Below are 23,147 nucleotides of genomic sequence, written 5' to 3'. Positions count from 1 at the left end.
AGCCAAAAAAGAGGCCGCAGCACATGATCGAAAGATCATCTTGCTGCGGCCTCTTTTTTTATAATGTTGGCTAGCTTCACGGATAAGGCCTTCGGAAAACGGATGAAGGCCTTACACGTGAAGCTTTTCTCATTTTTTACCCGTGGTTGCGGGTTTGGCTTGCTCTTCTTTTGCGTTTCTGTTGGCTGGCGATATTTTCTTTCAGTTTACGTTTGTAGCCAGGCTTCACTTGTTTCTTAGCTTTGTTTACCATGCCGCGGATGCGATGATCGGGTTCCAATTGACTTGGAGCGTTTCTCATCTCACGGCGTTTTCTTTCGTAAGTTTCGACAAGTTGATCTTTTTCGATAGCGACCGGTTTGAAAACAACACCGTATTTCTCCAAATCGTCGATTGCCTTTTCCTCACCTGGTGCGTACAGAGTGATCGCAGTTCCTTTTAAGTTGCTGCGTCCCGTTCTGCCCGTACGGTGTACGAAAAATTCCATGTCCTTCGGCAATTCATAGTTGATGACGTGTGAAACGCCTTCGATATCGATACCGCGTGCCGCTAAATCGGTAGCCACCATGAATTGATACTCCATATTATGGACTCTTCTCATGATGCGTTTGCGTTCACGAGCCGGCACATCGCCATGCAAGACAGCCGGCTGAATGCCACGTTGTCTCAGTCCATCAGCGATTTCCTCGACATTTTGTTTTGTATTGGCAAAAATCAATGCCAGATACGGTTCCCCCATTGTCAACACTTGGTACAGAACATCAATCTTTGCGTGGCCTTTAGTGGACAGCAACAGATTATCGATTGCCGGTGCAATGATATGTTCCGGTTTCAATTGGACAACGACAGGGTTTTCGACGTATTTCTTCAAAAAGCCCTTCAGTTTTTCTGGGATCGTAGCCGAGAATACCAGCATCTGCAGTTTTTCCGGCAAACGGCCGGCAATCTGATCGACATCATGCAGGAAGCCTAGATCCAGCGTCATATCCGCCTCGTCAATGACCATCTTTTTAGCTGTATGGATCTTAAGTGCTTGCTCATTTATCAGGTCAAGGATCCTGCCGGGAGTTCCGATGACGATATGCGGTTGGTTGTTGACTAGTTTCGACATTTGACGTTTTTTGTCAGTGCCGCCTACGTAGCTGACGATACGGATTTCCTCGGGCGCGTTTGAGACCAGTTGACTGGCTGTTTGATACAGTTGTTCAGCTAGCTCACGGCTAGGTGAAGTGATGACAACTTGGACTTCATTTTTTGATGGGTCGATGGCATCGATCAAGGGTAGCAAGAAGCTATGGCTTTTCCCTGTTCCTGTCTGCGATTGACCAATCACGCTCTTGCCGGTTCGAATGATCGGGATAATTTGTTTTTGGATATCGGTCGGTTCTTTGAAATTCAATTTGCTGATTGCCTCCAGCAAAAATGGCTTCAATTGAAAGTCTTTAAATTCCACGTTTACACCTCTTGTTTTTCTTCTGCGTATTTTATGCCTTACCATTATAACACATGCGCAAGGTTTAAACCTTAATTTCAAATAAGAATTTGAAAATCAAACGCATAAATTTATTCGCAACATATTTATACAAACTAGCGAAAGCAGCCCGTCAACGATACCGTCAACATGAAAACAGACGCTTTCTTTCATTGCCAACCGTATATGATAATAGTATAATGATATAATGAATAGAATCTAATCATAATAAAAGGGGGGCATGTAATGATTACCCAAAATACTGCTCTGTTTACTATTTTCGGAGCAACTGGTGATTTGGCTCACCGTAAACTGTATCCATCATTATTTCGCTTATACAAAAAAGGATTTATTAAAGATAATTTTGCCGTTATCGGAACAGCGCGACGAGATTGGTCCGATGAACATTTCCGTGAAGTGGTCTTGGATTCCATCAAAGATTTGACTGAGGATAAAGAAGAAGCTGTTTCTTTTGCAGCCCATTTCTATTACATCGCCCACAACGTCAACGACTCGGAACACTACATCAAATTGAAGGTCTTGTCCGAATCCTTGGATGCCAAGTATTCGCTGTCAGGAAACCGTATTTTTTATCTGGCGATGTCTCCTGAATTTTTCGGCATCATTGCCGAAAAACTGAAAGAACAAAAACTGATCACAGAAGACGGATTCAACCGCTTGATCATCGAGAAGCCATTCGGGCGCGATTTCGAATCCGCGGATGCGCTGAACACTAAGCTGCGCAAATCATTTGACGAGAACCAAATCTTCCGCATCGATCATTATTTGGGCAAAGAAATGGTGCAGAACATCTCTGCCGTCCGTTTCTCCAATATGATTTTCGAATCGCTGTGGAACAATAAGTACATCGACAATGTTCAGATTACCCTCTCCGAGACTGTCGGAGTGGAGGAACGAGGTGCTTACTACGACAACAATGGTGCTCTGCGCGATATGGTGCAAAATCACATCCTTCAGATCGTTGCCTTGTTGGTTATGGAACCGCCGCTGTCCTTGCAAGGCGAAGATGTCCGTTCCGAGAAAATTAAGGCTCTTCGTTCCTTGCGTCTGTACAACACCCCCGAAGAGGTGAACCGCAACTTTATCCGGGCCCAGTACGCCGGAAACCCTGCAAAAGCGTTGCAACCCTACCGGGAGGAACCTAACGTCAATCCTGATTCATCAACCGAAACCTTTGTTGCCGGCAAAATATTAGTCGATAATTTCCGTTGGAAAGGCGTTCCTTTCTACATCCGGACCGGCAAACAAATGGCTTCAAAAGAAACATACATCCATATCCAGTTCAAGCACGTATCGATGAATATCTTCCCTACTGAAGGCGTCGACGAAATCGCTGAACCGAATGTACTGACCATCCATGTTTCACCACTGGAAGGCTTCTCCTTACGCCTGAACGCCAAACGGGTCGGTCAAGGAACCGAGATGAAGAATATCCGCATGCACCACATCTATGATGAGGAAACGCAAGCAAACAGCCCTGAAGCCTATGAACGCCTCTTACTGGATTGCCTGAACGGCGACCCGACAAACTTTTCCCATTGGGATGAAGTCGCACAATCTTGGCGCTTCGTTGATGAGATCCGCAAAGTTTGGGACGCCCAAGAAGATTGCACGAATACCCTTTTCGCGTATGAGAGCCACTCGATGGGACCCAAAGAAAGTGACGCTTTGCTTGAGCAGGACGGATTCCACTGGACTGAATTCAACTGGAGTCAAAGTTACAAAGAAAAACAGGAAAACGAATAAAACTAAAGGCCGGACAAAAGCGAAACGACGCTTTTGTCCGGCCTTTTTCGATTCAAGTCTGTTTCATCAATGCGTGTTCTGCCATTCGATCGCAAGCTCTTCCAATTCCAAAATGATATCGTTTATCTCCGCCTCATCCTTCGCGTTCGCTCCGCTCGCAAGCGGGTGCCCGCCTCCGCCATGCCGTTTGGCGACCTCATTGATGATTGGGCCTTTTGAGCGCAGTCTGCAGCGGTACGTGCCGTTTGGTTGCTCCACAAATATCCCCCAACATAAAATGCCCTCTACGGTGCCCGGTAAAGGGACAACCGGAGCGGTGTCGCTGTCGACCGCACCGAATTTCCCAAGTATTTCTTGGGAGAGGATGATGCTGGCGACCCCGACATCATTGATCGTCAAACTCTGCAGGACGAATCCTGACAAATTGGCCGTTTTCAAGGAATTTGTGTTCATCATTTGACTGATATCTGAAGCAGAAAAATCAAACTGCATCAGTTTGGAGGCTATTTCCATTGTCACTGCTGTAGTCGCTGGATAGAGGAATCTGCCTGTATCACCGACGATGCCGGCATACAAAAGCCGGGCCGCTGCAGTGTTCATCGGCAGCTTGTCCCCAGTTGAAAAAGAAATTTTTGCGATGATTTCGCTGCTGCTGCTGGCTTGCGTCTCCACAAGGCAAATATCACCGTAGGGATCTTCATTCGGATGATGATCGATTTTGATCAGATAATCCCCTTTGACAAAACGTTTGTCGCTGACTCTGGGCTGATTCGCGGTGTCCGTGACAATCACCAAAGCACCCTCATAGGCCTCATCCGGGATGCTATCCATGCTACCAAGATAGGAAAGGCTGTCTTCATTTTCACCGACAACGAATACTTTTTTCTCAGGATAGGCTTGCCTGATCAAGTTGGCGAGGCCGTTCTGAGACCCCAACGCATCCGGATCCGGACGCAGGTGCCGATGGATGATGATGGTGGCATACTCTTGAATTTTACTGACTATATCTGCATAAATCGGATTTCCCACTTACTTACCTCCTAGGATTTTTCCATCAGTTGGCAAATGACGATCGCTTTGCTGACCAATGAATTTTCTAAATAGACTTCGACATCCAATTTGGATGATCTTCTACCCAATTCCAATATTTTTGAACGTATCTCAATGACGCTGTCTATCTGGATCATCTTCAATTGATAGATGTCCATCTGCTCGATGACAGCATTCCGTTTCTGTAAGGTATACAAGATTTTCTTGGTCGTGCTCGCCAAAACTTCGCTCAGCACTCCGAACGACACAGTCCCCAGACTGTTCGTCATTTGTGGTGTGATTCTGAAGCGATAAGCAGGTAAGCTGTCTCCTTCTTCCGAGCTGGTCAAGGATAGGTTTTCTACAACTTGGTCCTCGATTGTGTTGCCGACTTGCGGCTGACGTTGCGCAAGCTGCATTGCCTTCATGACATCCTGGCGCGAAATAATGCCCAGCAGCTGCAAATTATCTTTCACCACAGGCATTACTTCTAAGCCATCCCAAATCATCCGGTGCGCCACACTTGCTACACTCATGTGCGTTTTTGCAACTATCGGATCCCGGGTCATTACCCGTTCGAGCGAAAGTGTATCAGCTTTTCCTAGGATGTCCTTCGCTGTGATGATGCCCACAAGGCGCATATTGTGATTAACGATTGGGAAACGTGAGTGGGTGCTTACAGTATTGAGATTACGGTATTGAAAAACGGTGTCGTCCAACGAGAGAAATTTCGTCTCATCTATCGGGGTGTAGATATCCTCCACCAACATAATTTCTTTTTTGATCAGTTGATCCGTCATGGCGCGGTTGATCATCGTCGCCACGGTAAAGGTGTCATAGGTTGTTCGCAGTATCGGCATTTCGACCTGATCAGCCAAATGAACGATGCCATCATCCGTATCGAATCCCCCTGTAATCAGTACAGCTGCGCCTTTCTCTAATGCAAATTCCTGGATATCGTTCCGGTTACCGACGATCATTAGCGATCCGGGTGAAATATAACGCTCCATCGCTTCGCGTTGCATAGCTCCGATGATGAATTTGCTCAACGTCTTATCAAGGCCTTTCTTGCCGCCCAAAATATCCCCATCGATGATTTTACAAATCTGGCCGAAAGTCAGCGTTTCGATGTTATCTTTCGACTTACGTTCGATCCGGATGGTGCCTACCCGCTCGATAGTTGAAACCAATCCTATATTCTCTGCATCTTTGATGGCGCGGTAAGCTGTCCCTTCAGACATGTTCAAATTTTTAGCTATCGTACGGACGGAAAGCTTTTCCCCGACCGGCAGCGTTTCGATATATTGAATGATTTGCTCGTGTTTCGTTGCCATAGTGCACTCCCTTGCTTTATTTATTATATTGAAATGAAATCTCCCGGTTGCATGATGAGGCCAACTCCATCATCCAAAAGGGACAAAAAATCATTTGGATCTTGCTTAATCAACGGAAAGGTGTTGTAGTGGATTGGAACTGCCATTCGGGGTTCCAAAAACGCCACAGCTTTTGCGGCGTCTTTAGGCCCCATCGTGTAGTTGTCTCCAATCGGCAGAAACGCCACATCGATTGGATAATCTTGCCCTATCAATTTCATATCGGAAAACAACGCTGTATCGCCCGCATGATAGATTGTTTTGCCTTCAGCGTTCAAGAGGATGCCGGTTGCCAACCCAAATGTATAAGGCAGGCCATCGACAGTCATTGCCGACCCATGGATAGCCTGTGTCAGTTTCACATAACCGAAATCGAAGAGATGCCCTCCGCCCGGTTGCATGCCATGTGTCCGGAATCCTTTCGCGGCAAAATAGCCAGCTAGTTCAACAGTCGAAATAATCAGTGGATTTGTTCTGCGCGCGATCCTTTCTGTATCACCGACATGATCACCATGTGCATGTGTCAATAGGATCACATCGCAAAGTATCTTGTCCGGATCCAGGTCGCTCAGTGGGTTTCCTGACAGGAAAGGATCGATCAGCAGACGCTTTCGTTCCGCTGTTTCGATGTATACGCAGGATTGCCCGTGAAAAGATATCTTCATGCGATTCCTCACCTTTCTCTTTGACAAAAAAACTGTATTATTCAGTGTTCATCGTATCATGAAACAGTTTATTAGTACAACTAAAAGCGAGTGCGATTAGTTTGTTCTGCATACATTAAAAGGCCTTCCGCATAGAAGGCCTTTTAACAAATTATTCATCATCCTAAAGCGACGTCAAGAATCATCATGACTGAGAAGCCTACCATAAGTCCCATCGTGGCTATATCGCTGTTGCCGTTCGTTTGCGACTCCGGTATCAGTTCTTCGACGACAACAAAAATCATGGCTCCAGCAGCGAACGCAAGCGCGTACGGCAAAATCGCACTCATCGATATGACGGCGGCTGCCCCGATGACTGCCGCAATTGGCTCAACGATGGCGGAAAGCTGGCCGTAATTGAAGGCCTTCATTCTGCTGTTGCCATCAGCCCGGATTGGCATAGATAAGGCCGATCCTTCAGGTATGTTCTGGATGCCGATACCGATTGCCAGACCGATTGCACTCAATAACGTATTATCCTCGGATATGCCGGCTGCCACTGCTCCAAAACCGACTCCGACTGCTAAGCCCTCGGGAATGTTATGGATCGTGATTGCAAGGAACAACAAGAGGTTTCGGGAAGCTTGTGTCTGCGGACCTTCCCGGTGTTCCATTGGTTCACCTAAGTGCAGATGGGGGACGATTTTATCCGTCATACGTAAAAACACGCCACCCAACAAAAAACCGATTGCTGCTGGAACCCACGACAAGCCGCCGTAGCCATTCTCTTCGGCATGGGATATTGATGGGGCCAATAATGACCAAAATGATGCCGCAATCATGACCCCGGCAGCGAATCCGCTCATGACGTCAAGAACTTTGCGGTTGACGGATTTGAAGAAAAACACAAACGAGGCACCTATGATGGTACAACCCCAGGTGAACAATCCCGCTATGAATGCTTGCATAATTGGATTTAATTGACTGAATGACTCTAACATGATTTTTATCTCCCCTTTATAATGAAATGATGAATGATTTCTATAGATGCGTCGTATTCCATAATGGCAACTGAATGTTCTCATAATGGATGGGGTCGAGCTGTGTGACGGTTATCCCCAATAAACGTACATGCCGTTCTATCGTGCCGTGGTCCAACCACAGTTCCCAGATATGACGGAAAATATCCTCCGCTTGGGAAAAATGATCGACACGGGTCTTTCTTCTGGTTATGGTATCGAAATCAGCGTAGCGGATCTTCAATACAATCGACCGACCATGCAACTTATTGGTGTGCAGGGCTATTTGGACAGCCAGAGCGATTTGTTTCAGTTCCGTTCTGACCTGTTCCTCATCAGTCAGGAATTGTGTAAAGGTGTGTTCTTTCCCGATTGATTTCCTTTCTCTTTCGGGCTCCACAGCTCGGTTGTCAATGCCTCTGACCCTTTGATACAGGATATATCCATGCTTGCCGAATTTTGAAATCAATTCACTTTGATCAAAAAGATAGAGATCTTCTCCAGAATGGATGCCCAATAGCTTCATCTTTTCGACAGTTTTCTTGCCGACGCCATAAAACTTTTCGATGGGTAGCCCCCGCAAAAAATCGGCTGCATCGGTTGGTGCGATAACAGTCATACCAGACGGTTTCCGGAAGTCGGAAGCAATCTTTGCAATGAATTTATTGTAGGAGACACCGGCCGAACAAGTCAGACCCGTTTCCTGCCAGACTTCTCTTTGGATTTGTCGGGCAATCATTGTCGCACTGGACAGATTCTGCTTATTCTTGGTGACATCCAAATAGGCTTCATCAAGCGACAAAGGTTCTATCAAATCGGTAAAGCGCGCGAATACCCCCCTGATCTGCTGGGAAACAGTTTTGTAATAGCTCATGCGCGGAGGAATGAAGATGGCATCCGGGCAGAGTTCAAAAGCTTTCTGCGCACTCATCGCCGAATGGATGCCGAATTTTCTGGCGGCATAATTGGCTGTAGTCACAACCCCCTTGCGCCCTGTATCTCTCGGATGATTCGCAATGAAGATCGGTTTGCCGCGATGTTCCGGATGATCCCTTTCCTCGATTGAAGCGTAGAAGGCATCCATATCCAAATGGATAATTTTTCTAGTTTTATCATTTTCGGGTTCCTTGAAGGTCAAGATCCCAATCTGCATACTGTTCTCCTTGTTTTGAACTGCTTTATTGAACGTGAATTTTACTTGCCGCTTTGAAGCTGATTTGGTAAGACTGGTGATTCTGCGCCTCAAAAGTATACGGGCCTTCGTACGGCTCCACGTTTGTCAAAAGGTAAGGAACGTTTAACTTTACATCCTTGTTGAGCAAATACGCCAGAAATTCTTGATCATCATCAACTTCCCTGATGATGAAGCGGCTGCCGACTTCCAGCTCGATCAATGGTTTGCTTTCATAAACTTCGATCCGACCCTCTTTGTCGGGTATCACGCCCCCATGCGGATCATATTTAGGAAAACCTAGATAGGCATCTAAACTATCAATCAAACGATCCGATGAGACATGCTCCAACAGTTCCGCTTCATCATGCACTTCGTCCCAGTTGAAATCCAATTTCTCCGAGAGAAACACTTCCCAAAGCCGATGTTTGCGAATCAACTTATTTGCGATCAATTGTCCTTTGTCTGTGATTTGCACCCCTTGGTACGGGATGTGGCTGATCAGGCCATCTTTGAGCAATTTAACGGACATTTCGGTGACAGAAGCGGCAGATACGGATAAAGCTTGTCCGATCTGCTTATTGTTGACAAGCTGTTTGTCTCCACCCAATTCCATGATTACTTTCAGATAATCCTCTTTATGCGGTGTCATGCGCTCCCTCCTCTTTTTAGGTTTGCCTAAACTACATTTTATATTATACGACAAATTCACTTGATTACAAGCCTAAAACCCACAATAATCCGTTCGGTGTCAGTATATACCCCGCTTCAGCAACAGAATATGTTGGCTGGCTACAAATTGGCGAAACCTGTTGGACAAAACGGACAATACGGCGTGCCCAAGCTGTTACCTGATCATGAAAATTTTTTGAACAACAAAAAAAGCCGGGAGCGTGTCCCGGCTTTCCTTTATCTACTATTAACCTTTGTAGGCTGCGTAGATGATTTCTTTCAATTCTGAGATCAGTGGTTGTTTAGGGTTAGCTGTTGTACATTGATCTTCGAATGCCAATTCAGCTAAGCGGTCCGCATCGCGATCAAGCATTTCATCAGTGATGCCTTGATCCTTGAAGTTCATCTTGATGCCGATATCTTGACCTAATTTAGTGATTTCAGTAGCCAAAGCTTCTACCAATTCAGCAGTCGTGTTGCCTTTGAAGCCTAGGTAACGAGCGATTTCAGCGTAGTCTTCGTCTGCACGGAAGTACTCATATTTAGCCCACAATGCATGTTTTTGCGGATCGAGCGCATTGTAGCGGACGATATGCGGCAACAGGATAGCGTTCGTACGGCCGTGGATCAGATCCCATTGTCCGCCGATTTTGTGTGCGATCGAGTGGGAAATACCCAGGAACGCATTCGCGAAGGCCATACCAGCGATTGTTGAAGCGTTGTGCATTTTTTCGCGTGATTCTTGGTCGCCGTAGTTGTATGAATTTCTCAAGTTTTCGAATACCAGTTTGATGGCTTGCAAGCTCAAACCTTTAGTGTAGTCGTTTGCCAATACGGAAACAAAAGATTCGATGGCATGCGTCAATACGTCCATACCAGTATCTGCAGTTACAGATTTAGGAACACTGTATACGAATTGTGGATCCACGATAGCAACATCCGGAGTCAATGCGTAGTCAGCCAATGGGTACTTGATGTGTGTTTCGCTGTCTGTGATAACCGCGAATGGCGTTACTTCTGAACCAGTACCTGATGTGGTAGGGATGCAGACAAGTTTCGCTTTTTCCATGTCCTTGATCTTGTAAGTACGTTTGCGGATATCCAAGAATTTTTGTTTAGCGCCGAAGAAGTCGCTTTCTGGGTGCTCATAGAACAACCACATCGCTTTGGCAGCATCCATTGGAGAACCCCCGCCGATTGCGATGATTGTATCCGGTTTGAAGTCGCGCATTTTTTCAGTACCACGGTTTACAGTGTTTGTTGTCGGGTTAGGTTCAACATCTGAGAAGATTGCGTAAGATACTTTGTTGTTGCGTTGTTTCAATTGTTCGATGACTACATCCACATAGCCGAATTTGACCATGCCGTCGTCGCAGACGATGAAGACTCTTTCGACATCTTTCATGTCACGTAAGTATCTAACTGAATTTTCTTCGAAGTAAACCTTCTCTGGCAATTTAATCCACTGCATATTATTTCTCCTTTTAGCAACAGTTTTCACGTTCAATAAATCTAATGCAGAAACGTTATGAGAAACTGAGTTTCTGCCGTAAGATCCGCAACCCAAAGTTAATGAAGCGATATTATTGTTGTACAAGTCACCGATACCAGCTTGAGAAGATGGAGAGTTGATAAGAACGCGGCAAGCTTTCATTTCTTTTCCGAATTGCTCAATCAAATCATTGCGGCGAGTATGCAGTGAAGCCGAGTGACCTAAACCACCCAAATCCAGCATTTGTTTGCATAGTTCGAAGCCATGCTCTGTACTGTCTGATTTCATCATAGCCAATACTGGAGATAATTTTTCTCTTGACATTGGGTATTCTGCTCCGACGCCCGGTAATTCAGCGATCAACAATTTGGTGTTTGCAGGAACGTTCAATCCAGCCAATTCAGCGATTTTACGAGCGTGCATACCGACAACATTCGGTCTCACGCCAGTTTTGGCATCATTCATCACGACGTCTTCCAATTGTTGAATTTCTTCAGGTTTAGCGAAGTATACATTGTGCAATTGGAATTCTTTTTTGACTTCATCATAGATTTCGCTGTCGACGATTGCAGCTTGTTCTGAAGCACAGATCATACCGTTGTCGAACGTTTTTGAAACGATGATGTCGTTTACAGCGCGTTTAACGTTTGCTGATTTTTCGATGTAAGCCGGAACGTTACCAGGACCAACTCCCAATGCTGGTTTACCAGTAGAATAAGCAGCTTTAACCATTGCAGCTCCACCTGTAGCCAATACGACAGCAACTTCTGGATGGTTGATCAATTCAGCTGTTTTTTCCATTGATACGCCTTCTACCCATTGGATACAGTCAGCAGGTGCGCCTGCTTTGATGGCAGCATCGTAAACAACTTTTGCAGTTGCAGCCGAACATTTTTCTGCGCTTGGGTGGAAAGAGAAGATGATCGGGTTTCTTGTTTTCATACAGATCATTGCTTTGAAGATTGTTGTCGAAGTTGGGTTGGTTGTCGGAATGATACCGGCAACAACGCCTACAGGAGCGGCAACCTTCATGATTTGATCAACTTTATTGTCTTCGATGATTCCGACTGTTTTATTTTTTCTGATTGAATGCCAAATGTTTTCAGCGGCATACATGTTTTTGATACATTTATCTTCATAAACGCCTCGGCCTGTTTCTTCAACTGCCATTTTTGCAAGTGGCATATGTTGCTCCATTGCAGCTAATGCCATTTCGTGGACGATGTGGTCGACTTGTTCTTGGGTATAATCTTCAAATAGAGTCAAAGCTTTTTGGGCTTTTCCAGTGTAGTTGCTGATTTCTTCTTTTACAGTCATCATGGGTTTTTTCTCCTCTAAAACTACTTTTTCTTTACTCATGTGAGATCCTCCTAAAAATGTATGTTATCCTTTTCACATGCTTATTATATTTCATGGAATTTCGTTTGTAAAGCGAATAGATGTGATATTCTTCACGTATTTTCCATATAGGCGCTGTAAGCGTGTTCAAAGGATATTTTAGCCTCTGCTGGTTTTCACAAATAGTTTATGGAAACAGTCAGTTTCTCAAGCTTTTGATTGTGAAATTATTATCATTGTTCGGAATCCGTGCGGAAAAAAGTTTTTTTGAAATAATTTTTATACCGAAAATATATATGGCCGCTAAGCGTCCCTACCCGAGTGTTTTATGCAATCTAGAGGCAACTGAACTGAATAAATCCGCTTACTAATAGTCAAACCCTCCTTATTTTGTATTTAGCGATTCATATTCGAGTGAAAAAAATATTTCACTTGATTTTTAGGGCTGAATTCGTCCCGCTTTGATGATGCTATCAAAAAATCAATCACCCCACAAGGATATTATACGAAAATACGTTTTGCTTTCCAAATCATACGTTATCGTTCAGTTTAATTAAATCAAGGTTGATCATGAATGCCAGAAAGTTATATGCCCTAAAAAAAAGCACAATACTCTGAAGTATTGTACTTTTCGCGTGTAACGTTTCATAGGAAATCATCAAAATTCATTTCATCCAATGAAGAGACCTTGTAGACTTGCGCTTCCAAAGCAACGAAGTCGAAGTAGTGGTTTACCGTCGTCTTCATGATATCCCGGATCTGTTGGTAATAATGCGGAGGGACAGTATGCTTCCAAGAAAATTCTTTGAAATAGCGATAGATATCGTCGACTTGGATGTTCTCGTAGCCCAGTTTATTGAACTCAGTTGCTTTCAATTTGAACCAAGGCTCCAATTGAGCATATTGCTTCTCAGATATATTCGGCATTCGCCGTCCCTCCTTTCCGATGAATCAAATCGTGTTACTCTTCGTTTTTGTCCGCTTGTTCTTGCTCTGATTCTGTTGCTGAATAATCTTCGACAATTGCATCATCAGTTGTAATTGTGGCCACTTTTGAAATACGTGAAATAGAACGTTTTTCAAAAGTCAGGAAGATCCCTTCGCAATCCAATACGACTGTGTTATCAGCAGAGTTGATTTCTTCGACAATTCCGTGCAGGCCGCCAATGGTGACTACTCTATCTCCTGGCTTGATTTGACTCAGCATGTCTTGCGTTTTTTGCGCTTGTTTCTTTTGTGGTCTGATCAGGATGAAATACATTACGCCGAACAGCACCCCATAAAAGGCAATCATGATTACTGTATCCATACATTTTCCTCCATCTGTGGATTATTTTTATCTATCATCCACTTTACCAAACTTTAGGATAGACTACCACCCAAAAGCTAAAACTTCTTCGGATTTTCAACGTTGAAGCCATATTCTTCCACGAACGCTTCCCTAAATTCCAACAGGTTATCATCCATGATGGCTTGGCGCACATTTTTCATCAGATTTATCAAGAAATGGAGATTATGGTACGAGGTCAAGCGCAAGCCAAATGTTTCATCAGCTTTGATTAAATGACGAATATACGCACGTGTGTAGTTTTTGCAGGTGTAGCAATCGCATTTTTCATCCAATGGACGGAAATCCCGTTCATATTTCGCATTTTTGATAACCAAGCGGCCACTACTTGTCATACATGTGCCGTTCCGCGCTATACGGGTAGGCAAGACACAATCGAACATATCGATTCCGCGGATGACGCCGTCGATTAAGGAATCTGGCGCCCCTACGCCCATCAGATACCTTGGTTTGTCCTCAGGCATGACTGGCGTCAGGTAATCCAGCACACCATTCATTTCTTCTTTCGTTTCGCCTACCGAAAGTCCACCAATCGAATAGCCTGGAAAATCCAAGGAAATCAGTTCTTTGGCGCTCTGCAGTCTTAAATCCTTGTAGCCTGCTCCTTGGATGATTCCGAACAAGCCTTGTTGATTAGGCTTTTTGTGGGCTTCAAGGCCACGTTCTGCCCATCTGGTCGTTCTTTCGACCGATGCTTTGATGTAATCATAGCTTTCGCTGTAAGGAGGGCATTCATCAAAACTCATGATGATGTCAGCACCCAGTTGATTTTCGATATGGATCGCTTTTTCCGGTGACAGGAACATTTTCGAACCGTTCAGATGATTGCGGAAATGTACACCGGCCTCAGTGATCTGTCTGTTCTGGCTTAATGAGAAAACCTGGAAGCCGCCTGAATCGGTCAAGATCCCTCTGTCCCAATTCATGAATTTATGCAGCCCTCCTGCCTCTTCCACCAAGTCTGAGCCCGGTCTGAGCCAGAGATGATAAGTGTTGCTCAGAATGATCTGAGAGCCCATCGCCTTCAATTCTTCAGGAGACATCGTCTTCACGGTGGCCAAAGTCCCTACCGGCATGAACATGGGCGTCTGAAAAGTGCCGTGGGGGGTGATGATTTCTCCCAAGCGTGCACCTGTATGTTTTTCTTTTTTGATAAGGCGATAACGAATCGCTGGTTCAGTCAATGTATTCACTTCTTTCTTATAGATATCCGGCAATCAGTATACCACAATCGCACACTACTTTCTTGTATTCGTAACTAAAAAAATACAATCCGGATGCTTCGGATTGTATTTATTGTCGCTTATTCTGATCGACTTGCGATGATTGTCAGCCCCCTATCGGAACGACAGATAATGGTTCTTTTTAAGGGGCGTTCACCAAGATTGAATCTTTTTGTAATCGGTGCTGATGGTTTTTGTCACTTGGTCGCCGACACCGCAGGGATATTCGATGCTGGCCGGCACCGAGTCCGGGAACAACGATAAAAGACGGCGCATATCCACCAACCCGGATTCCAGTCCGGATAAAACAATTCCGCTGTCCGTGATGGCAACGTTCTTGATGTGGATGTAGGTTACCGCTTCGCACATTTGCTCTGCCGCGGCGAAGGGATCGCAGTCGATGTAAACGAAATTGCCTGTGTCAAAAGTCAGTCCGATGTCCAACGAGGCTTTGCGGGTTTCGGCAATGAAACCCGTCAGGACAGCCGGGCTACCCTTATCAGTACTCTGGTCATTTTCGATCGTCAAATGAATAGAATAGGTCGTCAATAATTCGCGTAATTCTTCAGCCAGCTTGTCTGTGAATCCCCTGAATTCACCTAAAGTCAGTTTCAGCTGGACTGCGTTCAATAGGGCGGCCTCCTCAAAATAGCTGCCCAGTTGTCCATTCAATGCGCCTGCTGTAAACAGTTCTGCCGGGACGGAATAGAATACCTTCAAACCCAAGTCAGCGGCTCGCTGGGCTATTTCCTTCATTTCCGTTTTGCCGGACGGAATGTATTCTCTTCTGACTTCCACAATCGGGAAGCCCATTTCCTTGATTTCCTTCAGTATTTCTTTTTGTTCCACTTTATTGTCCGCAGCTCTGTTCATGTACGCTAAAGTGTTCAATCCGATCTCTCTGGGCATCCATCTGTCTCCTTCAATTTCCTATTTGCGGTCAAAGTCCGGCCTATCGAGTATTTCTTTGGCAATGACGGCTCGCATCAATGCTTTTTGATTGCCGGCATATTTTTTCTTGTTATGAATGGTGGATTTCTCCATTCTTTTGGCAGTCTTTAATTCCTTTTTGTCTTCAGAAAAGACAGTAAAGTCATCGGCCAACCCCACGGCAGGATCCATATTATAGTCCGTAAACTCTTGTACTTCAATGGTTTCATCAGCAGGTTCCGTGTCCTTTTGGTCGCTGCCTGTTTTTGGCGGATTCGCGCGCAACAGCAACTGCCATAAATTCTCACGGTTAACGAAAATCAGGAGTTCCCTCCGCCAATTTCTGTTGGTCAAGATTCGGCTGACTTCCCGCAGATATTTTTCGGGCAGACGCTCCTGGAAAAAGCCATAGACTTGCTCAGGCTTCAATGTAGCCAGTTTTTTGATCAGTTGCTTCGCATTCTCATTTCCGGCACCATCAAATGACTGGCGAACTGTCTGCTGCAGGGCAGCTGTTTGGGATGTCCCCGCTCGAAGTCTGGCGTTCTCCGCTAGCCGATTTATCCGTTTGACTATCGAGATGAGTATAGAGAGAAAGAACACCAGGAAAAGGATCGGCAACAGGATCGGTAAAAGAAAGGTTAGGCTAGTCATTCTGGTTCGCTTCTATCTGCCGGAAACTCTGAAATGCTGCTCCTCATTTCAGTATCCGCTATAATATTTTTCATTTTATAATAATCCATCACTCCTATGTTTCCGTTGCGCAGCGCTTCAGCCAACGCCAACGGCACCTCCGCTTCGGCTTCGACCACTTTCGCCCGCATCCTTTGCACCTCTGCGATCATTTCCTGTTCTTCTGCGACTGCAAAAGCACGGCGCTCTTCCGCTTTCGCTTGGGCCACACGCTTGTCTGCCTCCGCTTGCTCCGCCTGTAGTTTGGCGCCCACGTTACGGCCGACATCAACATCGGCGATATCGATGGATAGTATCTCAAAGGCGGTACCCGAATCCAGTCCTTTTTTCAGGATCGTTTGGGAAATGGAGTCCGGATTTTCTAGGACGGAAGTGTGCATCTTGGCAGAGCCGACGGTTGTGACAATCCCCTCGCCGACACGGGCGATGATTGTTTCTTCGCCAGCACCACCGACCAATCGTTCAATGTTGGCACGTACCGTTACTTTTGCTTTGGCTTTTACTTCAATCCCGTTCATAGCGACTCCCGCGATGATCGGTGTTTCGATGACTTTTGGGTTAACGCTCATTTTCACTGCTTCCAATACGTTACGGCCCGCCAAATCTATGGCAGCCGCTTTTTCAAAACCTAAATCAATATCGGCACGCTGCGCCGCAATCAGCGCATCGATGACCATATTCACATCACCGCCAGCAAGATGATGTGCCTCCAGTTCATTTATATCAATTATCAGTCCCGCTTTTGTGGCTTTTATCATTGGTTGCACGATCATAGAAGGTATTACCCGGCGCAAACGCATGCCGACCAGATTCGAAATTTTGACTTTTACTCCCGAAAAGTAAGCCGTGATCCATAGACCAACCGGCACAAAGCGGAAAAACAAAGATAAAAACAGTACGACAAACAATGCAATAAAGATGAGTCCTATCAATCCTTCTGTCATTCTCCATCCAACTCCTTCACTGTAATTTTGACCCCTTCAACCTGAATAACCTGAATCCGCTTCCCTTCAAATATGATTTTCCCGTCACTCACAACGTCAAGCACCACACCTCCGATAGCGACTTTTCCGGCTGGCCGCAACGTCGTTGTAGCTGTGCCGATCATTCCCAAGAATTCGGAATAATCTTTGCTGGACGAATACCCGCGCTCTCGATTCAGGGAAGTATCCAAAATCAATTTACTGCGGTCCGGCAAGAATTTATAACCTTTTTTCAACAGCACTGACGTTGCCACACCGGAAATGATGATTGCCAAACTGACATCCAGCACACTTTCCAAAATACGTTCATTGTTCAAAAAGAGGCCGGCTGCGACCATCAGGAAACCCGCAATCCCCACCAAACCAAAATCAGGTATGAACAATTCAACAATCAACAACATGATTCCGAACAGGAACAGTAGCAAAGTCAGCCAGTTCCCGCTCCCGAAATACAGGAAATACAACAAAAAACTCAGGACGGCCGCAGCTCCGAAGACATAATACTTCGAAGTGAACAGCATAAAAACCAGACACAGAAATCCGATAACCAAAAACAGCAAGATGAACGCCTCCTTCGGCTTCGTTCCGATAGCAACAATAAACAGTCATATCCTTGAAGATAAAGATAAGAAAATTTATATTATCATTTTACCGCAAATACAAAAATAACAAAAGGAAATCCCTTTCAGGACTTCCTCTCTGCGTGCTGACTTGTCAAATTATTGTTGAAATTCATCAAGATTTACGGTCTGGAATCCGACCTTATTGCCTACCAACGTAACCGTGACCGCCTGGTTTTCATGGATATCGCCCTTTATGATGGCACGCGCCAAGGGATTCTCGATCTCAGCTGAGATGAATCTTCTGAGCGGCCGAGCGCCGTAAATTGGATCGTAAGCATTATCCGCTATCCAGGCTGCAACCTCCTCAGAAACAGAAAGCTGGATCTGTTTGTCCGCCAGTCGTCCGGATAATTCCTTGACCATTTTGACGATGATCTTTTTGACATCCGCTTTGCTTAACGGCGTAAAGAGGATGGTGTCATCGATCCTGTTCAAAAATTCAGGCTTGAACGCCCCTTTTAATACTTTCATGACTTCATCGGCCACTTCTTCAGGGATGGTTCCATCCGATTGCACGCCTTCAAGCAGGAGTTGCGACCCGATGTTGCTGGTCATGATCAGCACGGTGTTTTTGAAATCGACCACGCGCCCCTTCGAATCGGTCAAACGCCCGTCATCCAATACTTGCAGCAGAATGTTGAAGACATCCGGATGTGCCTTCTCGATTTCATCCAAGAGAATGATCGTATAGGGGCTTCGGCGGACTGCTTCCGTCAATTGGCCGCCTTCTTCGTAACCGACATAGCCAGGGGGTGCCCCGATGAGCCGGGAAACTGAAAATTTTTCCATGTATTCACTCATATCGAGTCGCACCATATGTTCATCTGAGTCAAACAAATTCTCCGCCAAGGCCTTCGCCAATTCCGTTTTCCCGACCCCTGTAGGACCCAGAAACAAGAAGGATCCGATAGGCCGGTTAGGCGACTGCAGACCGGCACGCGAACGCAGGACGGCATTCGTGACGCTCTCCACTGCTTCCTCTTGGCCGATGACCCGTTTATGCAGCGTTTCCTCCAATTTCAGGAGTTTGTCCCTTTCCCCCTCAACCAGCTTCGTCACCGGGATGCCGGTCATCCGTCCCACAACTGTCGCGATTTCGTTCTCGGTGACCGATTCCTGAACCAGATTGCCTTCTTTATTCCTTCGGGTTGCATTCTCTTTTTCAAGAGCCGCCAATTCCTTTTCCATCTGAGGGATACTGCCGTGGCGCAAAACCGCCGCCCGTTCCAAATCATAATTTGCCTCGGCATCCTCCAACTGTCTACGCGCGTCCTCCAAGTCCTCCCGTTTGGCACGCAGCTTTTCGACCTCTTCCTTTTCGTTGCCCCATTTCATGCGCAATTCATTTGATTCTTCGCGCAGATCGGCCAACTCGACTTGCAGAGTCGCTAATCTTTTCTTGCTCTGATCGTCGGATTCCTTCTTCAAGGCCGCCTCTTCGATCTCCAGTTGCATCAATTTGCGGCTCACCTGATCCAACTCGGTGGGCATCGAATTCATTTCCACTTTTATGTTCGCGCAAGCCTCATCGACAAGATCGATTGCTTTATCCGGCAGAAACCGATCAGTGATGTAACGATCGGATAAGGTTGCCGCCGCAACAAGGGCATTGTCATGGATGTTGACGCTATGGTGGATCTCATACCGTTCCTTCAATCCCCTCAAGATGCTGATTGTATCGGCAACTGTCGGTTCTTTCACCAATACCTTCTGGAATCTTCGTTCCAGAGCCTTGTCCTTCTCCAGATTTTGGCGGTATTCATCCAGAGTGGTCGCTCCGATGCAGTGCAATTCGCCTCTGGCCAGCATAGGTTTCAGCAGATTGCCGGCATCCATGCTCCCCTCGGTTTTCCCTGCCCCGACGATCGTATGGATCTCATCAATGAAAAGGATGATGCGACCGTCGCTTTTCTTCACTTCCTTCAATACCGCTTTCAGACGTTCCTCGAATTCTCCGCGGTACTTAGCTCCCGCAATCAATGAGCCCATATCCAACGAAAAGATTGTTTTGTCCTTCAGGTTATCCGGCACATCTTTTTTCACGATTCGCTGGGCCAAACCTTCCACGATTGCGGTCTTGCCGACGCCCGGTTCACCGATCAGGATCGGATTATTTTTTGTTTTACGCGATAAAATGCGGATTACATCCCTTATTTCTTCGTCCCTGCCGATAACCGGATCTTGCTTCCCACTTCTTACCGCCTGCACAAGATCTATGCCATACTTTTCCAATGCTTCATACTGATCTTCCTGATTCTGCGAAGTCACTCGGTCTCCACCTCTCATATCCTTGATTTTTTCGGCGATGATTTTTTCCGTCAGGCCTTGATTTGCCAGAAATTTGGTTAATGGATGATTTTTCAGTGTCATCAAGCTCAAAAGTACTGTATCAGTGGCGATGAAATCATCCTTCAGCTCTGATCGCTTGCGATCCGCTTCCAAAAAGAGGTTGTACAAATTCTGGCTGAATGTTTGCCCATACTGCACAGAAGTCCCTTCAATCACTACTGATTTGTCCAGTTCTTTGTCAATGGCCGATTCAAACGCATCGACTGCAACCCCTGAATCAATATAAAAATTACGCGCAAAACTATCCGGCTGCAGAAATATTTTCCACAGATGTGCGACATCGATGGTTTGGTGCTTGCGCACCATGGCGATACGTTGCGCTTCCGCAATTGTCTCCTGCAGTGCTGTCGTCATTTTTTCCATTTCCATGTTAGTACCTCCTCGAAATTCTACTGCTTTGGTGCTTTATAGGACAAGTATACGGCCATGGTCAGGATTGGTCAAATGATAACGTGAAAAAAAGAGCAACAAAGGTGATTTCCTTTGTTGCTCTTCTTGTCATCGGATTCCTAGCGCAATGCGTGCATATCGGGACATTCTGTCTGTTGTCCAGGCAGGATACCAAACCAATTTCACTTGCGTTTCGGTCACTTCAGGAACACTTTTTAAAGCACGGTGAATTTCATCGGTGATGACATCCGCCAATGGGCAGCCCATCGTTGTCAGCGTCATTTTGATGAGACAGAATCCATCCTGTTCCAACTCCACTTCATAGATCAAACCCAAATTGACGATATCTATTCCTAACTCAGGATCTATCACTTGTTCAAGCGCCGCTAAGACGCGTTCTTTTATGCTTTCCAATTCTTCTTGCGAATATTGGGGATTTATTTCTTCAGTCATTGCATACACCTCTAACCTTTCAGGATTAATTTGATGATAACAGTTTGTGCGCAGAAATTCAATGTTAATATACGTTCCCCAAAAATACAGCCATTTCCTCGAAAATAGCATAAGGAACCCGATGCCCTGAGCCTTCTGTGGTCCGGAAGCAAATGTTATCCGCAAACGTTTCATCGCTGATGGAGTTGACGAACTGAGCCATCTGTTCGTACGGAACGCTTTCGTCGGCTGTGCCGTGCCATATGTAAAACGGCGTGTCCACGAGCGACTCCGGATGTTCTTTGAGGCTCAGGCTTTTAAAAGGCGCCATCAAGGCTTTGACTTTCTCGTCATCAATCGGCGGAAAGCCTTCTACCCAGCGAGACTTCAATGCCCAATGGGATAACCCAATCGGATCCGGACTGCCCATCAGGCAGGCTGCCGAATGAATCCATGGATATTGCGTCAAGGCGATGCAAGTTGTGATGCCTCCCATCGAAAGTCCTGTGACCGAAACCTTGTCTCTTTTTGCCAATCCCGCTTCGATGTAAAACGCTACAATATCAGGAAGTTCCTTGATGTTTTGCAAGACTACCGACCAGAACTCTGCCGCCGGTTCACCAGCATAGACTTCATCTTTGCGTTCACCATGACGATAGGCATCAGGGATGACAACCCTCATGCCGTTGCTGGCTAATGCATAACCCGGCTCCAAACCTCTTTCCTTTTGGTTCGTGATACCATGATAAAAGAACGCGAGCGGAATATTCTTGTTTTTCTTGTCTTCCTCTACAATTTCCAGAATCGGTATATTATTTATGATTTTTCTTTCGATTACGATCAATGGGATCCCTCTTTTTCAGCTCTGATTGGCTGCTATAGGCAAAAATATTTTTCCAGATAGATGGCCAAACCGTCCTCATGATTCGTATGCATCGTTACATCGTCGGCAATACTCTTTAATGCCGCGATTCCATTCTGCATGACGACACCATGTCCGGCAAAGCGAATCATTTCCATATCGTTATCCTCGTCACCAAAGGCAAGAATATCTTCCCGCTTGATGCCATAGTTATTAGCGACCACTTCAACACCAAGCGCTTTTTGGACACCGGCGGATACGATCTCAAGACAGGGCATCGTGCCACCCCACGTGCGGATTTCAATAGAATTCCCATAACGCGCCAAAATCCGGTCACGGATTGCTTCCAAATTCCGTTCCTCCGAAAATACATTCATCGAAGTAGGGTTTTCCGAAAGCGTATCCTTAGAAGTTATTTGCGTCGCCAGAAGATTTTTCGGGAAATATTCGTTTGCCGGCAACGTTGCGGTGGATGCAAACAGTTTATTTTTACCTTCTACACAGATGAAGTCGATTCCCATTTCTTCACGTTGTTCGATCAGATCCATCGCAAAATCTTTATTGAGCGTCTTATGGTAATAATTACTCCAATTGCTATCAGTGGGATTGTGGCATAAAGCACCGTTGAAGTTCACCAACGGAGTAGTCATCTTGAGCGTCTCATAAAACTCTTTGCTGTTTCTGTAAGGACGGCCAGTTGCGATCATAACCAGATGATTATCTTTTTGCAATGTTGCCAGCACTTTTTTGGTCCGATCGCTCAACAACGACTGGTTGTTGAGTGTAGTTCCATCCAAATCTAAAGCGATTAATTTTTGTTTCATAATTCCTCCTGCGGTTTGCCGCTACAGAGACGAATACTTATTCGATCCCAAGCGACGGAAATTTGCTTTTTAATTCTGCTGTCATGACCTTTGCTATATTTGATCCGATCACGAGCATTTCGTATAATGGTTTGACATCCGTTGTGGAGCGGCCTAAAAGTCGAAGGAAAATCTCGCCATCCCCCGCCAGGCAAAGTGTATAATAAAAAGTTTTGGTTTGGTTCAATTCATTGATCAGTTCCAACAGATTCACTTTATCAGCATAATTATTCAGGTAAGCCAATTTTCTGTAACTGATCTGAAAATCACTTTCGGCCTCATCTTTAGCGATGACTACACCAAACGGCAAGGAATGTTTTTTATCGAGATTGAATTTCCCTTGATACAAATACTGACCATTTTGGATGGGATGACTTTTCAGTGGCATGCCTTTTTCTTGGAACTTTTGATCAAGCGCTGCTAATATCGTCAAAACTATCACTCTTTTCATATATGGTGCTACAAGTATAGCATA

Annotated in this window: 21 protein-coding genes; 1 reads left to right on the top strand and 20 read right to left on the bottom strand. The window is 45.5% G+C overall.

Annotated elements, in window-relative coordinates:
- Positions 1-136 precede the first annotated feature (136 nt).
- A complete protein-coding gene (locus BLV66_RS01505) occupies positions 137-1,453 on the bottom strand; it encodes a DEAD/DEAH box helicase (protein ID WP_425445304.1) in 1,317 nt (438 codons plus the stop codon).
- 264 nt (positions 1,454-1,717) lie between these two features.
- Here BLV66_RS01505 and zwf point away from each other — a divergent pair, with 264 nt between their 5' ends.
- A complete protein-coding gene (zwf, locus tag BLV66_RS01500) occupies positions 1,718-3,238 on the top strand; it encodes a glucose-6-phosphate dehydrogenase (protein ID WP_086985257.1) in 1,521 nt (506 codons plus the stop codon).
- Between the two features lie 66 nt (positions 3,239-3,304).
- Here zwf and BLV66_RS01495 read toward each other — a convergent pair whose 3' ends face one another.
- The 19 genes from BLV66_RS01495 to BLV66_RS01405 all read right to left on the bottom strand — a co-directional run bounded on the left by BLV66_RS01495 (position 3,305) and on the right by BLV66_RS01405 (position 23,105).
- Positions 3,305-4,267, bottom strand: coding sequence for a DHH family phosphoesterase (locus BLV66_RS01495; protein ID WP_086985259.1), 963 nt, complete (start codon positions 4,265-4,267; stop codon positions 3,305-3,307).
- Positions 4,268-4,278: 11 nt separating this feature from the next.
- Complete coding sequence (locus tag BLV66_RS01490; RefSeq protein WP_086985262.1) at positions 4,279-5,601, bottom strand: DRTGG domain-containing protein; 1,323 nt, start codon at positions 5,599-5,601, stop codon at positions 4,279-4,281.
- Positions 5,602-5,624: 23 nt separating this feature from the next.
- Complete coding sequence (locus tag BLV66_RS01485) at positions 5,625-6,305, bottom strand: metal-dependent hydrolase (protein ID WP_086985264.1); 681 nt, start codon at positions 6,303-6,305, stop codon at positions 5,625-5,627.
- A 158-nt stretch (positions 6,306-6,463) separates the two neighbouring features.
- Positions 6,464-7,285, bottom strand: a complete 822-nt coding sequence (locus BLV66_RS01480) for a ZIP family metal transporter (RefSeq protein WP_086985266.1) — start codon at positions 7,283-7,285, stop codon at positions 6,464-6,466.
- Positions 7,286-7,325: 40 nt separating this feature from the next.
- Positions 7,326-8,456 (bottom strand): DNA polymerase IV, encoded by a 1,131-nt coding sequence (gene dinB / locus BLV66_RS01475; protein WP_086985268.1) that lies wholly within the window; start codon positions 8,454-8,456, stop codon positions 7,326-7,328.
- Between the two features lie 25 nt (positions 8,457-8,481).
- Entirely contained in the window at positions 8,482-9,126 is a 645-nt protein-coding gene (locus BLV66_RS01470) for a metal-dependent transcriptional regulator (protein ID WP_086985270.1), read from the bottom strand.
- Positions 9,127-9,393: 267 nt separating this feature from the next.
- Positions 9,394-11,997, bottom strand: coding sequence for a bifunctional acetaldehyde-CoA/alcohol dehydrogenase (gene adhE / locus BLV66_RS01465; RefSeq protein ID WP_086985272.1), 2,604 nt, complete (start codon positions 11,995-11,997; stop codon positions 9,394-9,396).
- A gap of 624 nt (positions 11,998-12,621) precedes the next feature.
- The gene (locus tag BLV66_RS01460) at positions 12,622-12,903 is read right to left on the bottom strand and encodes a post-transcriptional regulator (protein WP_086985274.1); all 282 of its coding nucleotides are present in this window, start codon (positions 12,901-12,903) and stop codon (positions 12,622-12,624) included.
- 34 nt (positions 12,904-12,937) lie between these two features.
- Positions 12,938-13,285 (bottom strand): preprotein translocase subunit YajC, encoded by a 348-nt coding sequence (yajC, locus tag BLV66_RS01455; RefSeq protein ID WP_218131784.1) that lies wholly within the window; start codon positions 13,283-13,285, stop codon positions 12,938-12,940.
- 77 nt (positions 13,286-13,362) lie between these two features.
- Positions 13,363-14,508, bottom strand: a complete 1,146-nt coding sequence (gene tgt, locus BLV66_RS01450; RefSeq protein ID WP_086985988.1) for a tRNA guanosine(34) transglycosylase Tgt — start codon at positions 14,506-14,508, stop codon at positions 13,363-13,365.
- 192 nt (positions 14,509-14,700) lie between these two features.
- Positions 14,701-15,456, bottom strand: a complete 756-nt coding sequence (locus BLV66_RS01445) for a sugar phosphate isomerase/epimerase family protein (RefSeq protein WP_086985276.1) — start codon at positions 15,454-15,456, stop codon at positions 14,701-14,703.
- 21 nt (positions 15,457-15,477) lie between these two features.
- A complete protein-coding gene (locus BLV66_RS01440; protein ID WP_086985278.1) occupies positions 15,478-16,131 on the bottom strand; it encodes a hypothetical protein in 654 nt (217 codons plus the stop codon).
- Entirely contained in the window at positions 16,128-17,114 is a 987-nt protein-coding gene (gene floA / locus BLV66_RS01435) for a flotillin-like protein FloA (protein ID WP_086628127.1), read from the bottom strand. The genes BLV66_RS01440 and floA overlap by 4 nt, the downstream gene beginning before the upstream one ends.
- The gene (locus tag BLV66_RS01430; RefSeq protein ID WP_086985280.1) at positions 17,111-17,713 is read right to left on the bottom strand and encodes an NfeD family protein; all 603 of its coding nucleotides are present in this window, start codon (positions 17,711-17,713) and stop codon (positions 17,111-17,113) included. Before BLV66_RS01430 ends, floA begins: the two co-directional genes overlap by 4 nt.
- A 159-nt stretch (positions 17,714-17,872) precedes the next feature.
- Positions 17,873-20,494 carry an ATP-dependent chaperone ClpB gene (clpB, locus tag BLV66_RS01425; protein ID WP_086985282.1) on the bottom strand — a complete coding sequence of 874 codons (2,622 nt, stop codon included), beginning with the start codon at positions 20,492-20,494 and terminating at the stop codon, positions 17,873-17,875.
- 129 nt (positions 20,495-20,623) lie between these two features.
- Positions 20,624-20,968 (bottom strand): metal-sulfur cluster assembly factor, encoded by a 345-nt coding sequence (locus BLV66_RS01420; RefSeq protein WP_176974086.1) that lies wholly within the window; start codon positions 20,966-20,968, stop codon positions 20,624-20,626.
- 64 nt (positions 20,969-21,032) lie between these two features.
- Entirely contained in the window at positions 21,033-21,791 is a 759-nt protein-coding gene (locus BLV66_RS01415) for a prolyl oligopeptidase family serine peptidase (protein WP_086985283.1), read from the bottom strand.
- A gap of 32 nt (positions 21,792-21,823) precedes the next feature.
- On the bottom strand, positions 21,824-22,633 hold the full coding sequence (locus tag BLV66_RS01410; protein WP_086985284.1) for a Cof-type HAD-IIB family hydrolase: 810 nt from the start codon (positions 22,631-22,633) through the stop codon (positions 21,824-21,826).
- 37 nt (positions 22,634-22,670) lie between these two features.
- Complete coding sequence (locus BLV66_RS01405; RefSeq protein WP_245826649.1) at positions 22,671-23,105, bottom strand: hypothetical protein; 435 nt, start codon at positions 23,103-23,105, stop codon at positions 22,671-22,673.
- Positions 23,106-23,147 lie beyond the last annotated feature (42 nt).

Origin of the sequence: Trichococcus collinsii, from assembly GCF_900107505.1 — a bacterium.
In the GTDB taxonomy this organism is placed as follows: Bacteria; Bacillota; Bacilli; order Lactobacillales; family Aerococcaceae; genus Trichococcus; species Trichococcus collinsii.
This window is presented reverse-complemented; position numbering and strand designations above follow the sequence as displayed.

Excerpts from the sequence above, each read along its gene's own strand:
- BLV66_RS01470 (WP_086985270.1), bottom strand. The coding sequence starts at position 9,126 with ATGACACCGCATAAAGAGGATTATCTGAAAGTAATCATGGAATTGGGT.
- BLV66_RS01410 (WP_086985284.1), bottom strand. The coding sequence starts at position 22,633 with ATGAAACAAAAATTAATCGCTTTAGATTTGGATGGAACTACACTCAAC.
- BLV66_RS01445 (WP_086985276.1), bottom strand. The coding sequence starts at position 15,456 with ATGCCCAGAGAGATCGGATTGAACACTTTAGCGTACATGAACAGAGCT.
- BLV66_RS01460 (WP_086985274.1), bottom strand. The coding sequence starts at position 12,903 with ATGCCGAATATATCTGAGAAGCAATATGCTCAATTGGAGCCTTGGTTC.
- zwf (WP_086985257.1), top strand. The coding sequence starts at position 1,718 with ATGATTACCCAAAATACTGCTCTGTTTACTATTTTCGGAGCAACTGGT.
- dinB (WP_086985268.1), bottom strand. The coding sequence starts at position 8,456 with ATGCAGATTGGGATCTTGACCTTCAAGGAACCCGAAAATGATAAAACT.
- BLV66_RS01420 (WP_176974086.1), bottom strand. The coding sequence starts at position 20,968 with ATGACTGAAGAAATAAATCCCCAATATTCGCAAGAAGAATTGGAAAGC.
- adhE (WP_086985272.1), bottom strand. The coding sequence starts at position 11,997 with ATGAGTAAAGAAAAAGTAGTTTTAGAGGAGAAAAAACCCATGATGACT.
- BLV66_RS01440 (WP_086985278.1), bottom strand. The coding sequence starts at position 16,131 with ATGACTAGCCTAACCTTTCTTTTACCGATCCTGTTGCCGATCCTTTTC.
- BLV66_RS01485 (WP_086985264.1), bottom strand. The coding sequence starts at position 6,305 with ATGAAGATATCTTTTCACGGGCAATCCTGCGTATACATCGAAACAGCG.
- yajC (WP_218131784.1), bottom strand. The coding sequence starts at position 13,285 with ATGGATACAGTAATCATGATTGCCTTTTATGGGGTGCTGTTCGGCGTA.
- BLV66_RS01480 (WP_086985266.1), bottom strand. The coding sequence starts at position 7,285 with ATGTTAGAGTCATTCAGTCAATTAAATCCAATTATGCAAGCATTCATA.
- clpB (WP_086985282.1), bottom strand. The coding sequence starts at position 20,494 with ATGGAAATGGAAAAAATGACGACAGCACTGCAGGAGACAATTGCGGAA.
- floA (WP_086628127.1), bottom strand. The coding sequence starts at position 17,114 with ATGACAGAAGGATTGATAGGACTCATCTTTATTGCATTGTTTGTCGTA.
- BLV66_RS01490 (WP_086985262.1), bottom strand. The coding sequence starts at position 5,601 with ATGGCAACGAAACACGAGCAAATCATTCAATATATCGAAACGCTGCCG.